A 15,298-nucleotide genomic window follows, 5' to 3' on the forward strand; every position below is an offset into this window, starting at 1 on the left:
TCTGCCCTCCCGGCCACTCGCACCCTAAGCAGAACACGACGCCCTCCCCGCAGCGCCAGTGCAGGCGCCGCACCGGTCGCGCGATCCCCCCTCTGCCCAGACGCCGCACCCGTGCGCCCGAAATCCAAATCCAACAGGATCGCGGCGCGCACCCCGGCGAAGGCCGGGGCCTCAGTCGGCAAAACGCGAGCTCACAGTAGGCAGCCCAACGCCCCGGCCCCCGCCATACCCCCGCCATACCCCCTTGCCGCGCCGCCGCGTCTGGTACAGTCTTGCGCCGCCGCTCCAGCGCCAAGGGGGAACTGTTCATGCTGACCAATCGCCGCACCGTTCTGGGCACCGGTCTTGGCGCGGGCCTCGCCGGTTTGGGCTGGCCCGCCTTCGCCGCCGGATCGGACGCGGCAGATCTCATCATCACCAACGCGCGCATCCACACCATGGACGATGCGCAGCCATCCGCCACCGCGCTTGCGGTGCGCGGCGGCCGCCTCGTGCGTGTCGGCGATGATGTCGCCGGGCTTGCCGGCAAGGGCACCCGGACCATCGATGCCAAGGGCATGACCATCGTCCCCGGCTTCATCGATTGCCACAACCACGCCAGCGGCGCCATGTTGATCCACGAAGTCTCGGTCGGCAATCCGTTCGAGGTCGAGTTCGTCACCATCGCCTCGATCCTGGCCAAGCTGAAGGCCCGTGCGCAGGCGACGCTGCCGGGGCAATGGGTCGAGGGCTTTTTCTACGACGATACCAAAGTCAAAGATGGCCGCCTGCTCACCGCCGCCGATCTCGATCAGGTCTCGCGCGTGCATCCTGTCTGGGTGCATCACCGCGGCGGCCACACCGGCTTTTTCAATTCCCATGCGCTGAAGCTCGCCGGGATCACGCGCGACAGCCCCAACCCCGAAGGCGGCACGTTTGACCGCGATGCCAATGGCGAGCCCAATGGTCGTGTCACCGACAACGCGCTCGATGTCATCGCCAGGTTCGGCGCGCGGCCTAGCTACACCCCCGCCCAGCAAGAGCAGCGCGCGCGCGAGGCGGCGGCCTATATGTCCAAGGTTTTCGCCCGCTACGGGCTCACCAGCGTGCATCATCAGGGCGGCGATCTGGCCGCGCTGCAGGCGATCTACCGCAGCGGCGAATTGATGCACCGCGTGAGCTACGAGGCCTATCCCCCGTTCCTCGATACGATGATTGCGGGCAATCTGCAGACCGGCTTCGGCGATGAATGGATCAAGCTGGGCGCCACCGCCGAACACACCGTCGACGGCTCGTTTTCCGAACGAACCTTGGCGCGCAGCACACCCTATCCCGGCCGCACCCCGGCCTATTATGGCAACGTGACCGAGGCGCAGGAGCCGCTCAACGCCTGGGTCGAGAAAGTCCACCGCGCGGGCATCCAGGTCAATTGCCACGCCAATGGCGATGTCGCGATCGGCATGGTGCTGACCGCGTTCGAGCGGGCGCAGCAGATCTACCCGCTGCGCGACGCGCGGCCCAAGATCACGCATTGCACCCTTATCACCGATGATCTGGTGCGGCGGATCAAGGCGGCAGGCGCAATCCCCGCGCCGTTCACCTCGTATGCTTATTACAACCCCGACAAGTTCAAGTTCTACGGCGAGGAATTGATGCAGCGCTGCATGGCGTTCCGCTCGTTCCTCGATGCCGGGATACCCGCATGCGCCGGGTCGGACTTTTATCCCGGCCCGTTCGCGCCGCTGATGGGCATGCAGGGCATGGTCACGCGCACCGGCTGGAACGGCGAAGTGTGGGGCGCAAACCAGCGCGTGACGGCGGCCGAGGCGCTTCGGATCAACACGCTGAACGGCGCTTTTGCCAGCCGCGAGGAAGCGATCAAGGGCTCGATTACCGCCGGCAAGCTGGCCGATTTCGTCATGCTGGCGGCCGATCCGCTGACGGTCGCGCCCGAGCGGATCAAGGACATCCAGATCGTGCGCACCGTCACCGGGGGCCGGGTGGTCTACGAGGCTTGAAGCCCCTCAGTTTCAGAAATTCAGCCCGAAAAACTCTTCCAGCTTTTCGCCCACATAGTCGAAATGCTCGGCCCCCAGCGCGGGATAGAGGCCCAGCCAGAACGTGTTCATCGTCACCCGGTCGGTCTCAGTCAAATCGCCGACGACGCGGTAATTGACGTGCTCGAAATAAGGCTGGCGGGTCAGGTTCCCGGCAAACAGCAGGCGGGTGGCGATCTTGTTCTGATCGAGGAAGCGCGTCACGTCGACCCGCTTGGCATCGACGCCGTCGCGCAAGGTGAGCGGGAAACCGAACCACGAAGGGTCCGAATTCGGCGTCGCCTCGGGCATGATGAAGATTTCTTCGAGGCTTTTCAGCCGCTCGGTCAGGAGGGCGAAATTGCGGCTGCGCGCGGCGATGAAGCCGTCCACCCGATCAAGCTGCGCCACGCCGCAGGCCGCCTGCATGTCGGTGATCTTGAGGTTGTATCCGAGGTGCGAATAGACATACTTGTGGTCATAGCCGAACGGCAGCGAGCCATGCTGCTGGCCAAAGCGCGAACCGCACGTGTTGTCGCAGCCGGGCGCGCAATAGCAATCGCGGCCCCAGTCGCGGATCGATTCGATGATCGGGCGCAGTTCGAGCGACTGGGTGAACACCACGCCGCCTTCGCCCATCGTCATGTGGTGCGCGGGGTAGAAGCTCAACGTGGCGACATCGCCCCACAGGCCGACCAGCTTGCCATCGAATGTTGCACCCAGCGCATCGCAGCAATCCTCGATCAGCCACAGATCGTGCTCGTCGCAAATGCGGCGCACTTCGGCCAGGTTGAACGGATTGCCCAGGGTGTGGGCAATCATGATCGCGCCGGTCTTTTCGGTGATCGCCGCCTCGATCAGGCTCGTGTCGATGTTGTATGTCGGCAGCGACACATCGACGAACACGGGGACGAGACCGTGCTGCACGGAAGGGTTGACCGTGGTGGGAAATCCGGCGGCGACCGTGATCACTTCATCGCCGGGCTTGAGCCGGCGATCGCCCAGCTTGTGGCTGGTCAGGCACGAGAGCGCCAGCAGGTTCGCCGATGATCCCGATGTGGTCGTCAGCACATAAGGCGCACCGAGAATCTTGGCGAGCCGGGTCTCGAACTCGGTGTTGAACCGTCCGGTGGTCAGCCAGCCATCGAGCGAGGCCTCGACCATCAGCTCGATCTCGGGCGCGCCGATCACTTTGCCCGCAGGCGGGATCATCGTTTCGCCCGGCACAAACGGCTTGGGCGCAAACTGCGCCTCGGCGTATTGGCCAACAAGTTTGCGGATTTCGGCGCGGAGGTCGTCAGCGGTCATGTCAGATCCTGTGCGGAGGGTTTAAGCAGCAGCGCCGGCAAAGCGGGCGATTTCGGTGTGGCAATATGCGTGCATGTCCTCGCCCGCCAGAAACGCGCGGTGCCACCGGACAATGCTGTCGAGCGCATTGGCAAGCGTCCAACGCGGTTGCCAGCCCAGCCCTCCGCGCGCCTTGGAAATATCGAGCTTGAGATAGCGGGCTTCGTGCGGTTGCTCGCTGCCATCCTTGATCCATCCCGCGCCGCGCGGTCCGTCCTTGTCCCAAAGCGCGCAAAGCTCGTCGACGATCCAGTGCACGGGGCGCGCATCTTCATCGCGCGGGCCAAAGTTCCACGCCTGCGAAGCGGCTGCCGGATTGTTCCACAGCGCCTGCGCCAGCGCGAGATAGCCGCCCACAGGTTCGAGCACATGCTGCCACGGCCGCGTGGCCAGCGGATTGCGGATGAGCACCGCCTCGCCCTTGCTGACCGAGCGCAGGATATCGGGGATCAGCCGGTCCGCCGCCCAGTCGCCCCCGCCGATCACATTGCCGGCGCGGCCCGATGCAATTCCCACCGTGCCGGCCCCGCCTGCAAAAAACGAGCGGCGATAGGCCGCCGTCACCAATTCGGCGCAGCCTTTGGAGCTGCTGTAGGGATCGTGCCCGCCCATCGCTTCGTCTTCGCGGTAAGCCCACACCCATTCGCGGTTTTCATAGCACTTGTCGGTGGTAACGATGCAGACCGCGCGCACCGATGGCGCCGCCCGCACCGCATCGAGCAGGTGCACCGTGCCCATCACATTGGTAGCAAACGTGCCCACCGGATCGTCGTACGACGCGCGCACCAGCGGCTGCGCCGCCATGTGGATCACGATTTCGGGGTCCGCGCCGATCAGCGCCGCCGCCAGCACGCCCTGATCGCGGATATCGCCGATGATCGAGGTCATGCCGCCTTCAACTTTGGCCACATCGAACAGCGCCGGGCTGGTCGGCGGGGCCAGCGCAAAGCCAGTCACCACCGCGCCCATCTGCTGCAGCCAAAGCGCCATCCAGCTGCCCTTGAAACCGGTATGCCCGGTCAGGAAAACGCGCTTGCCCGCCCAGAATGCGGGATCGACGTCACGCTTCGTTACCATATGCACCAGGGCGCCTTGCCGCTTTCCCACAGGCTGTTGAGCAATTGCTTCTCGCGCAGCGTGTCCATCGGCTGCCAGAAACCGCGGTGCTCATAAGCCATCAGTTCGCCGTCGCTGGCGAGATTGCGCAGCGGCTCCTGCTCCCATAGCGTGGCGTCGCCCGCGATATAATCGAGCACTTTGGGCGAGAGCACGAAGAACCCGCCGTTGATCAATCCGCCGTCGCCCTGCGGCTTCTCGAGGAAATGATCGACGCGGCCATCCTCGATCTGCAGCGCGCCAAAGCGGCCCGGAGGGGCGGCGGCGGTCAATGTCGCGGCCTTGCCGTGGGCGCGGTGAAAGGCGATGGTTGCGGTGATGTCGATATCGCCGACCCCGTCGCCATAGGTGAAAAAGAAGAACTCCTCGTCCTTCACATAGTCGGCCACCCGCTTCAACCGCCCGCCGGTCTGCGAATCATCGCCCGTGTCGACCAGCGTCACCCGCCATGGCTCGGCGCGCTTTTCATGCACGATCATCGCGTTTTCGCGCATGTCGAAGGTCACGTCGGACATGTGCAGGAAATAATTGGCGAAGTATTCCTTGATCACATAGCCTTTGTAGCCGCAGCAGATCACGAAATCGGTCACGCCGTGCGCGGCGTAGATCTTCATGATGTGCCACAGGATCGGCCGCCCGCCGACCTCGATCATCGGCTTGGGCCGCAAGGTGGTCTCTTCTGCAAAACGCGTGCCGAGCCCGCCGGCCAGAATGACTGCCTTCATGCGCTGTACCCTCAGTTCGAACTGACGAATGCGTCGGAGAAAAATCGCCGGGACGGGAGGCCAAGCGCCAGCAAGGCGGCGCGCGCTGAGGCGATCATCGCGCTGGAACCACAGGCATAGACCGCCGTCTCGTGGGGGTCGAAGCCCAGACTGATCGCTGCATCCTGCACATACCCTCGCCTGCCGCGCCATGCCGTATCGCCGCCCGATAGCAGGCAATGGAACGCAAGGTCGAGACCCAGCGCCGATGGTTCCCAACAAAAGCTGGCCGCCTCGCGGTTGCCCCACAGCACGGTGAGCCGGTGGCCTGCCGCCTGCGCGGGGTCTGCCGCCAGTTCTTCGAGCAGCGCCTTGACCGGCGCAATGCCGGTGCCGGTGGCCAGGAACAGGAGATTGGCCGGCCGCTGCTCGCGCAGGAAAAATGTCCCGAACGGTCCTTCGAGGCGCAACAGATCATTGCGCTTCGCGCGTTCAAACCAATAGGCGCTGAGTACGCCGCCATCATACCGCTTGATGATAAATTCCAGCAGCCCGTCGCCGCGTGGCGCATTGGCCAGCGAGTAGCTGCGCCGCACGCCGCCTTCGGCGATGATGTCGACATATTGCCCGGCCACGAAGCGCAGCGGCGATGTCGGCGGGGTCTTGAGCACCAGTTTGATGATGTCGGGCGCGACCGGATCGAGCGCAACAATCCGTGCCGGGATGGTCTTGATTTCGATCCCGGAAAGCCGGTCGAGCGGTTCGATATCGAGCGCCAGCGGGCTGATCGCAGCGCGGCAGCAGGTGAGGATCAGGCCCTGCGCCGCCTCGGCGGGAGACAGGCTTGACCCTTCGGGCCGCAGGATCAGGGTTTCACCGCTGATAACCGGGGCCTTGCAGATCCCGCAGCGCCCGGTGCGGCAGCTGTATTCCAGCGTAACGCCTTGCGAACGCGCCGCTTCGAGGATCGAAGTGGCAGGGTCTGCCGCAAACGTGCGGCTGTTGCTGAGCGTGACAAGCGGCATGTGAGCGACGCTATTAGTGATTTATAACCGACAGTCCAGAGGCCTGAAAGCCGCCAGAATGGAGGCACTTTCGGCCTTGTCTTTGTATTGTCATTCAAATGACAGACGGCCCGAATTGGTGAAAAAGATTGGAAGTTGACAGCATGCGGGGGAAGGCATCAAGACAGGGATTAACGATGTTGTGAGGGCGACATGTCGGCTTGCTGGGCGAGGAAAACGGGGGCTCCAAGAAGCAGAAGGCTCAATCTGTGACACTCAGGCCGTGACACACCCGGATGGCCCATTGCCTCGCTCCGCGCTTCCTGAAAATTCCGTTACGGCGCAAGCTATGGTTAACGAATTGGGTGCAGTATGATGTGGTGTGAAGGATTTTGAAGGCTGCTGCGTTTTGTAACGTTGAGTAATCTGCAAAACTTGGTGCCCGCTCTCAGGAAACACAAAGGTGATCGTCCCCGCTACCGGCTCTTCCGCCCTCTGATCCAGCACTACAGACCGTTTGCGCTTCGTTGAATTTGCAGGAGTAATTAAGTGAATCAGTACGAAAAAAGAATGTTGGCGATCTTGGAGCAAGGCAAGGCCAGCAACGGTATCGTGGCTGTGAAGGCGGAGTTTGAGGCTGAGGGAACGCGGGTCGACGAACTGCTGCGGCTGCTTGAAATTGCGCGCCGGGCCGGGGTGAAGGTCGCGATCAAGATCGGCGGCTGCGAGGCGGTCCGCGATCTGATCGAATGCCGGATCTATGGCGCGGACTATATCATCGCCCCGATGATCGAGACACCTTATGCGCTCACCAAGTACATCGCCGCGAAGGACAAGGTCTATCCGCTGAGCGAGCAGGAAGAAGTCTGCTTTCTGTTCAACGTTGAAACCCGCCAGACCTTCGATCATCTCGATGCCATGGCGAGCGTCGCCAAGGATGGCCGCGTCGGCATGGTCTTTGGCCGGGTCGATTTTGCCGGGTCGATGGGGCACAAGCGCGATTTCGTGAACTCCGACGAGATGCGCGGCTATGTCGCGCGGGTCAGCGAAGTGTGCCGCGACAAGGATCTGGAGCTTGTCGTCGGCGGCGGGGTCAGCCCCGATTCCATTCCGCTGCTGTCCAGCGTGCTGCCTGCCCGGCTTGATCGGTTCGAAACGCGCAAGGTCGTGTTCGACGCCAACATCGTCAAAAATCCGGCGGTGGCGAGCGGCGGGATGGAGCTGGCGATGGAGTTCGAGCTGCTCTGGCTCAGGAACAAGCGCGATTATTACCAGAACATCGCCTCCGAAGACGAAGCCCGGATCGACATGATGGAGCAGCGCCAGCGCACTGCGGTGAAGGCTGCGGCCTGATCCTTATGGCCAAGATGCGCGTTGCCGATCTGATCGCCCGTCTCCTTGTCGAGCACGGGATCACCGATGTGTTCATGCTCACCGGCGGCGGGGCGATGCATCTCAACGATGCGCTCGGCCGTGCGCCGGGTTTGCGCAAGGTGTTCACCCACCACGAACAGGCTGCGGCGATCGCGGCGGAAAGCTATGCCCGCTTGTCAAACCGGCCGGCGGCGGTGAATGTCACCACCGGGCCGGGCGGGGTCAACGCGCTGAACGGCGTCTATGGCGCCTATGTCGATTCGATCCCGATGATCGTGGTCTCGGGCCAGGTGAAGCGCGAAACGTGCGCGTTCAATTATCCGATCCCGCTGCGCCAGCTTGGCGATCAGGAAGTCGATATCGTCGCCATGGTGCGCGGCATCACCAAGTATGCCGTCGTGCTCGATGATCCCAAAGACGCGCGGCGCGTGGTCGAAAAGGCGATTTATCTGGCCACGCGCGGGCGGCCCGGCCCGGTGTGGATCGATGTGCCGATCGATGTGCAGGCAGCGCCGGTCGAGTTTGATCTGCTCGAACCGTTCGATCCCGCCAGCGAAGACCGCATGGGCGAGGCGGTCAACACCGCATCCGAACTCGGCGCGCTGGAAGGCGCAGCGCTCGCGCAAGAAGTAACCGTGTTGCTGGCTGAGCTTTGCGCGGCGGAGCGGCCAGTGGTTCTCGCCGGCGCCGGGGTGCGCCTGTCGGGCCAGCATGCTGCGTTCCTCAGCTTTGCCGAGCGGCTTGGCGTGCCCGTCGTCACCGGCTGGAATGCGCACGATGCGATCCCGAACACCCATCCGCTTTATATCGGGCGGCCCGGCACGGTGGGTGATCGCGGCGGCAACTTCGCGGTGCAGACCGCCGATTATGTGCTGGTGCTGGGCTCGAGGCTCAATATCCGCCAGATCAGCTACAACTGGCAAAGCTTTGCGCGCCATGCGCGCGTCGCCATGGTCGATATCGATCGCGCCGAACTGGACAAGCCGACGCTGTCGCTGCACCGCCCGGTCCACGCCAACTTGCGCGATTTCTTTGCCGCCGCCGCCGCTGCGCCGCTGCCGCAAAACGATCAAGCCGATGCCCGCGCCGCGTTCCTCGCGCGCAGCAAGGCGCGCGCCGCGCGCTATCCGGTGGTCCTTCCCGAGTACCGGACGACCGAGGGCCTCATCAATCCCTATGTCTTTGGCGAGGCGCTGTTTGCTGCGCTCGAAGAAGGTGACATCGTCGTCAGCGGCGATGGCACCGCCTGCGTCACGATTTTCCAGACCGCTGATCTCAAGCCGGGGCAGCGGCTCTATACCAATTCGGGCTGTGCCTCGATGGGCTATGACCTGCCCGCCGCAATCGGCGCTTATCATGCCGGCGGCGGGCGGCGGATCATCTGTCTGGCGGGCGACGGCAGCATCATGATGAACCTGCAGGAGCTGCAGACCATCGTCGGCGGGCGGCTGCCGATCAAGATCTTCGTGATCAACAATGATGGCTACCATTCGATCCGCCAGTCGCAGCAGAACCATTTTCCCGACAACATCGTGGGCTGCGGGCCCGATAGCGGGCTGACCTTCCCCGATTTCACGCGCCTTGCGGGCGGCTTCGGCCTGCCTGCGGCGCAGGTGAGCACGCATGCCGGCCTTGCCGCGGCGATCCGCGCGGCCTTGGATGGCGAGGGGCCGCAATTGTGCGAAGTGATGATCGACAAGCGGCAGGAATTCGCGCCGAAGCTCAGCTCGCGCAGACTGGAGGATGGCACGATGGTTTCGCCCACCCTGGAAGATCTCTCGCCGTTCCTCCCGCGTGAGGAACTGGCCGAGGCCATGGCGCTGCATCCGGTTCTAGCCGCTCCGGTCGCGCCGTGATCCGCCACATCATCTTCGATCTGGATGGCACGCTGATCGACAGCAACATCGTCTGCGTCCAGATCCTTTCCGAGATGCTCGCGGCGCGGGGAGTCCACGATGGCATCAATCCCGTGGTCGCGCGCGCGTTCATGAGCCGGGGCGGGGTGGATATGGTCGCGGGGTTGCTGGGCGATGCCTGCATCGATCCCGCCGCCGATCTGGCCGAATTTCGCGCCCGGTATCAGCGCCACCCCACTCCGCCTGAAACCGTGTTTCCCGGTGTGACGCAAGGGCTGCGCCGATTGCGCATCGCGGGTTATGTCCTCTCGATCTGCTCCAACAAGCCGCAGGTGCTGTGCGATCAGGTGCTGGCCGAAACCGATCTGGCGGAACACTTTGCGGTCGTCGTTGGCGGGCGCGCCGGATTGCGGGCCAAGCCAGCGCCCGATCTGCTCGATGCGGCGCTGGGAGAACTTGGCGCCGTGTCGAAAGAATGCCTCTATGTTGGCGATAGCGAGCTTGATCACGCGGTCGCGCAAAGTGCGTCGATGCCGTTTCATTTCATGACCTATGGCTATGCGGCGGCGGATTGGGTGCCCGAGGCCTGCGCTACCCATGCCTGCTTTCCCAGCCTGATTGACACGATCGTCACCGCTCGCGTCCATGCTTGAAGCGGCGGCCGTGCAGGCGCTGCTTGCCGACAATCGCCACATTGCGATCACCGGGGCGAGCGGCTGGCTCGGCTGCGCGACGCTCGATCTGCTGGCGCGCGCGCTGGGGGATCGCTTTGCCGCGCGGGTCAGCTGCTATGGTTCGGCGGCGCGGATGATCGATCTGGGCGAGGGCCGGGTGGTGCCCCAGCGCCCGCTCAGCGAGTTGAGCGCGCTTGAGGCACCAGGTGTCTGGGTGCTGCACTATGCCTTTCAGACCAAGGAGCGCGCCGAGGCGATGGACGAGGCGGCCTATCGCGCCGCCAACCAGGCGATCAGCGGTTGCGTTATCGCCGCGCTGGGCCATATCGATGCCGAGGCCGTGTTCGTCGCCTCGTCGGGCGCGGCGAGCAAGGCCGATGATCCAGCGGCCAGCCCGGCGATGCGGCTCTACGGCGCGATGAAGCGCGATGATGAGGCGCGTTTTGCCGCGTGGGCGCAGGCGGGCGGGCGGCGGGCGGTGATCGGGCGGATATTCAATCTCACCGGCCCTTACATGAACAAGCATGATGCTTATGCCATGGCCAGTTTCATCCGCGATGCGCTCGGCCATCGCCCGATCCGGGTGAACGCCCCGCGCGAGGTCGTGCGCGGCTATGTCGCGATCCGCGAGCTGATGTCGCTGGTGTTCGCGCTGCTGGCGGCGGATGGCCCGCCCGGCGAGGTCGTCCGCTTCGACAGCGGCGGCGCGGCGCTCGAATTGGGCGAGGTGGCGCGCATCGTCGCGCAGGCGCTGGGCGGGGGCACGACCGAACGGGCCGCCGTCACCGAGCCTGCGCCCGATCGCTATGTCGGCGATAGCGCGGCTTATGCGGCGCTGCTCGCGCGTTATGGCATTGCGCCGGTGCCGCTCGATGTGCAGGTCCGCGAGACCGCGCCGTGGATCGGCAGGGTTGCCGATCCCGGTCGATAGGTTAAACGCTGACCTTGCGCGCGGACCCGGTTTTAGGGCAACGGCAGGCTGAAGCGTGGCAGGATATCCAAGGAAAATCGCTCCCCATGATCGCATCTGGCTTGTCTGAGTATCGCTTCGCTGCAAACTGCGCGTCGCTTGCCCGGTTCTTCCGCGCGGCGGCCGGTGCCTGCGCGATCAGTCTGGTGCTGAGCGCGCTGCCAGTGGCCGCACAGATTGATCCCAGCAGCCTGCCCATGGGGTCTCCGCTCGATCCTTCAAACAGCTTTCCGCAAGGCGGCCTTGGCGGCGGGCAGGGCCAGGGCGGAAGCGGTGGCCGGCAATCGGTGCCGTATCAGCCGGTCACGATCGGCCAGTCCTCTGGTGTTGATGAAGATGTTTCGGGCGTCGCCACAGGCGGCCCGCGGCTCAATGCCAATGGCTTGCTCGATCTGGACAGCCTGAAGCTGCGCCAACCGGCCAAGCCCGGCGAGTTCGAAATCTGGATCAGGCAGGTGACGGGGCGTCCCCTGAAGCGTTTCGGGGCCGATCTGCTGCTGCCGGGCGCTGGCAATTTCGCGATGCCGGCCACAGCGACGATCCCGCCCGATTATGCCCTCAATATCGGCGACACGGTGTCCATCGCGCTGAGCGGCTCGGTCGAAGGCAGCGCCGACCTGCCGATCGACCGCGACGGCAATATCTATCTCGCCAATGTCGGTTCGGTGTCGCTGCTGGGTGTGCGCTACCGCGACTTGTACGATCGCATTGCTGCTGCGGTTGGCCGCAAGTATCGCGGTTATGAAGTCGCGGTCTCGATCAAGCGGCTGCGCGGCGTGCGGGTCTATGTCACCGGCTTTGCCAACCAGCCCGGGGCCTATTCGGTGAACAGCCTTTCGACGCTGGTCAACGCCGTGCTGCAATCGGGCGGTCCATCGCCGGGCGGCAGTTTCCGTTCGGTCAAGCTCTACCGCAATGGCCGCGAGGTCGCCGATTTCGATCTTTACGAGCTGCTGCGCAAGGGCGACCGCGCGCGCGATCCTCTGCTTGAAAACGAGGACGTGCTGTTCATTCCGCCCGTGGGCAAGCAGGTCGCGGTGGTGGGCAGCATCAACGAAGAGGCGATCTACGAAACCAAGCCGGGTGAAAGCGTGGCTGACATGATCGCGCTTGCCGGCGGGCCGACCAACGTCGGCGATGCCTCGCGCGTCATTCTCTACCGATTGAGCGACCAGAACACCGTGGGCAGCCGCGAACTTGATCGGCGCGCCGCCGCTAGCATGGTGGCGGAAGGCGGCGATATCCTGCAGATCCTGCCCGAAGGCACTTTGGCGCGCTCGCTCGAAAAGCAGCAGGCGGTCGTGCGGATCGAGGGCGAGGTGAACAAGCCGGGCAATTATTTCGTGCCGCCCAATACCCCGCTTGCGACAGTGATCGAGATGGCTGGCGGGCTGACCCAGCGCGCGTATGTTTATGGCACCCGCTTCTCGCGCGAATCGGTGCGGGCCCAGCAGCGGCAGAGCTTCCTCGAAGCGGTCGATCAGATGGAGCTGTCGCTGGCCGCAGCGCCGCTCAGCGGCGACCGGCTGATCGACGCGGGCGAACGCGCTTCCCAGATCGCGGCTGCGCGCAGTTTCCTTGAAAAGCTGCGCGGCCATGAGCCCGACGGGCGGCTGGTGATCGATCTGGCTGCGGCAGACCGCGCGCTGCCCGGCGATCTGCTACTCGAAAACAACGACCGGGTGATCATTCCGCCCCGCGTGGAAACGGTCGGCGTGTTCGGCGCGGTATACCGCCCGGCTTCGTTTTTGCTGAACCCGAGCAAGGCGGTGCTGGTGAAGGACTATCTTGAACAAGCGGGTGGCCCGATCCGCGGCGGCGACCGGGGCAATATCTTCGTGGTCCGCGCCAATGGTTCGGTGCTGACCAAACGGCGCGGCGCGCTGAAAGCGACGGTGCTCCCCGGCGATACCGTGTTTGTGCCGATCCGCACGCAATCGTCATCGGTGCTGGCCAAGATCCGCGACATCTCGCAAATCCTGTTCCAGTTCGGCTTCAGCGCTGCCGCGCTGGCGACGATCAAGTGACCGGCCAAGGGATGAGAGCGCCGCGCTCCATCGTCGGCACGCTGGCCGCGCATCCGGTCCTGCGCCGTCCGTGGCTGCGGCGCGGGATCGTGGTCCTGCTCGTCGCCATATGCGTCGTGCTGGCGTTCTTTCCGCAGCAATACCGCGCGGCGGCAAGCCTCACGCCTACCGATCCCCCCAACCTTGGCCCCAGCAACGCGTTTGGTCAGTTGGCGGTGGGCAACGTGTTTGGCAATCAGACCGCTGTGGAAGTCGCCGTGCGGGTCGCGCACAGCGAGTTTGTCCGCTCGATCGTCTCGCGCAAGCTCGATCTGCCCAAAGTGCTCGGCAAAACGCCGACCGAGACGCATCGCTGGCTTGAGCGCAAGGTTGATATCAATGCGCTGCGCGGCGGGATCATCGAGTTTGAGACCGTGCTGGGGGATGCGGGTCTCGCGCTGCGCGTGGTCGATGCCTATGGGCAGGCGGTGCGGGAGCATCAGGCCGATATCTCGCGCGAGCAGACCTTCAAAAAGCGCGATATCCTGCTCGAACTGATTGCCTCGGCCAGCGACAAGCTGGCCAAGGCGCAGCTCGCCTACGATGATTTCCGCCTGCAAACCCGCTATAGCAGCCCGCAGGCCGCGTTCTTCGCCGCAGGTGATCGCATCCCGGAGCTGGAAGCCATGCTCCGGGCCAAGGAAGTCGATCTGAGCGCCATTCGCCAGTTCGCAACCGATCAAAACATCCGCGTGCGTCAGGCGCAGGCCGAGATCGCTTCGCTGCAATCGCAGCTTGCCGAAATCCGCTCGCTTTCGCCATCCAGTCGCAGCTCGGTAGGCGATGTTGTGCGCCAATCGACCCAGGCGGAAAAGCTCAAGCGCGATCTGGATACCGCGCGCACCGTCTATGAAAACTACAAACGGTATCTGCAAGGCGCGGTGGCCGAAGATCTGACGTCCAACGTCAATGTCCGCATTCTCGAACCGGCCTACGTCGATTCAGCGATCCAGTACCGCGTGACGCCGTTGGCCTTGGCGGTGCTGCTATTGCTGCTGGGCGCGGCGATCGAATTCTACCTCATGCGACCACCGCTTGAGCGGATGAAGCAGGCGGCATGACCGCTGCGCCGCTTACCGCGCAGGCCGTGCCGCCGCCGGGCTTGTCACCCGATATCTCGGTTGTCATTCCCTGCTACAACGAGGAAGAAAACGCCGCCGCGATCTGCGGCGCGGTTATCGGCGTGCTGGAACCGCTGGACCTGACGTTTGACATCATTTTCATCGACAATAGCTCCAGCGACCGCACGGTCGAGATTATCCGATCGCTCTGCGCCAGCGATCCGCGCGTGCGCCTGATCGTCAACACACGCAATTATGGCCAGATGCGCTCGCCCACGTATGCCGTCTATCAGGCTGGCGGGCGCGCGGTGATCGGGATGTCCGCCGATTTTCAGGATCCGCCCGCGCTCTTGCCGCAGATGATCGCGCGCTGGCGCGACGGCGCGGATATTGTGCTCGGCGTGCGGCAGGAAGAACGCGCGAATGGCGCGTTTTTGCGCTTTTCCCGCGCGGTTTCGTATTGGCTGGCCAGCAACTATAGCGATTATCCGGTGCTCCCGGGCGCGACCGGATTCGGTCTGTATGACGGCCGCGTGATCAATGCGATCCGCCAGCTGGCAGAGCCTGAACCGTTCTTTCGCGCGATGCTGGTCGAAACTGGCTACCGGCTGGAGACCATCCCCTATCCGCGCCCGCCGCGCGCGGGCGGCAAATCCAAGAACGGGTTTTTCGCGCTGCTCGATTTTGCGATGTCGGCGCTGGCCGGCTCGTCGAAACGGCTGCTGCGTTTTCCGATCTATCTGGGTGTGTTCGGTGCCTTGATGACCTTGATGATGCTCATCGGGGCGCTGCTGGCCTTTGCGTTTGATCGCCCCATCGCCGGGTGGCTGATCGCGGCGGTGGTGCAGGCGGAGCTTGCGCTGCTGTTTGCCTTTCTTGGCCTGCTGGGTGAGAATATCCGCATCATTTCGGAGCGGACCCGCGGCACGCCGCTCGTGCTGGAGCGCGAGCGGGTCAACTTTCCGACGGATTGAGCCATGCTGCCCCTGCCGCGCGCGCGTCTGATGGAATTGTGGCGCTATTATCAGGCGGCCATCGTCAACACCGTGTTCGGGCTGGGCATGTATTCGCTGCTGGTGTGGCAGGGTCTCAATATCTTTGCCGCGCAATT

The 15,298-nt window shown here is 64.1% G+C and carries 12 protein-coding genes; 8 read left to right on the forward strand and 4 right to left on the reverse strand.

Features of this window, described 5'->3' with window-relative positions; translation table 11 throughout:
* Positions 1-308 precede the first annotated feature (308 nt).
* Positions 309-1,997 (forward strand): amidohydrolase, encoded by a 1,689-nt coding sequence (locus Q0O40_RS11575; RefSeq protein WP_295529820.1) that lies wholly within the window; start codon positions 309-311, stop codon positions 1,995-1,997.
* A 12-nt stretch (positions 1,998-2,009) separates the two neighbouring features.
* On the opposite strand, the gene rfbH is transcribed toward Q0O40_RS11575, so the two are convergent.
* From rfbH to Q0O40_RS11595, 4 genes are read right to left on the reverse strand one after another with little or no spacing between them, the layout of a single operon-like run.
* On the reverse strand, positions 2,010-3,323 hold the full coding sequence (gene rfbH / locus Q0O40_RS11580) for a lipopolysaccharide biosynthesis protein RfbH (protein ID WP_295529821.1): 1,314 nt from the start codon (positions 3,321-3,323) through the stop codon (positions 2,010-2,012).
* A 21-nt stretch (positions 3,324-3,344) separates the two neighbouring features.
* Positions 3,345-4,439 (reverse strand): CDP-glucose 4,6-dehydratase, encoded by a 1,095-nt coding sequence (rfbG, locus tag Q0O40_RS11585; RefSeq protein WP_295529844.1) that lies wholly within the window; start codon positions 4,437-4,439, stop codon positions 3,345-3,347.
* Positions 4,433-5,203, reverse strand: coding sequence for a glucose-1-phosphate cytidylyltransferase (gene rfbF / locus Q0O40_RS11590; RefSeq protein WP_295529823.1), 771 nt, complete (start codon positions 5,201-5,203; stop codon positions 4,433-4,435). Before rfbF ends, rfbG begins: the two co-directional genes overlap by 7 nt.
* Before the next feature lie 11 nt (positions 5,204-5,214).
* Complete coding sequence (locus tag Q0O40_RS11595; protein ID WP_295529825.1) at positions 5,215-6,207, reverse strand: FAD-binding oxidoreductase; 993 nt, start codon at positions 6,205-6,207, stop codon at positions 5,215-5,217.
* 549 nt (positions 6,208-6,756) lie between these two features.
* Here Q0O40_RS11595 and Q0O40_RS11600 point away from each other — a divergent pair.
* From Q0O40_RS11600 to Q0O40_RS11630, 7 genes are all read left to right on the forward strand, one after another.
* Entirely contained in the window at positions 6,757-7,539 is a 783-nt protein-coding gene (locus tag Q0O40_RS11600) for an aldolase/citrate lyase family protein (RefSeq protein WP_295529827.1), read from the forward strand.
* A 5-nt stretch (positions 7,540-7,544) separates the two neighbouring features.
* Positions 7,545-9,416, forward strand: coding sequence for a thiamine pyrophosphate-binding protein (locus Q0O40_RS11605; RefSeq protein ID WP_295529829.1), 1,872 nt, complete (start codon positions 7,545-7,547; stop codon positions 9,414-9,416).
* A complete protein-coding gene (locus Q0O40_RS11610) occupies positions 9,413-10,069 on the forward strand; it encodes an HAD family hydrolase (RefSeq protein WP_295529831.1) in 657 nt (218 codons plus the stop codon). Before Q0O40_RS11605 ends, Q0O40_RS11610 begins: the two co-directional genes overlap by 4 nt.
* Positions 10,062-11,021 (forward strand): NAD(P)-dependent oxidoreductase, encoded by a 960-nt coding sequence (locus Q0O40_RS11615; RefSeq protein ID WP_295529833.1) that lies wholly within the window; start codon positions 10,062-10,064, stop codon positions 11,019-11,021. Before Q0O40_RS11610 ends, Q0O40_RS11615 begins: the two co-directional genes overlap by 8 nt.
* An 86-nt stretch (positions 11,022-11,107) precedes the next feature.
* Positions 11,108-13,087, forward strand: a complete 1,980-nt coding sequence (locus Q0O40_RS11620) for an SLBB domain-containing protein (RefSeq protein ID WP_295529836.1) — start codon at positions 11,108-11,110, stop codon at positions 13,085-13,087.
* Positions 13,088-13,098: 11 nt separating this feature from the next.
* The gene (locus Q0O40_RS11625; protein WP_295529838.1) at positions 13,099-14,187 is read left to right on the forward strand and encodes a hypothetical protein; all 1,089 of its coding nucleotides are present in this window, start codon (positions 13,099-13,101) and stop codon (positions 14,185-14,187) included.
* A complete protein-coding gene (locus tag Q0O40_RS11630; RefSeq protein ID WP_295529841.1) occupies positions 14,184-15,161 on the forward strand; it encodes a glycosyltransferase family 2 protein in 978 nt (325 codons plus the stop codon). Before Q0O40_RS11625 ends, Q0O40_RS11630 begins: the two co-directional genes overlap by 4 nt.
* Positions 15,162-15,298 lie beyond the last annotated feature (137 nt).

Source organism: Novosphingobium sp. Chol11 (assembly GCF_945870625.1).
Classification (GTDB): domain Bacteria; phylum Pseudomonadota; class Alphaproteobacteria; order Sphingomonadales; family Sphingomonadaceae; genus Novosphingobium.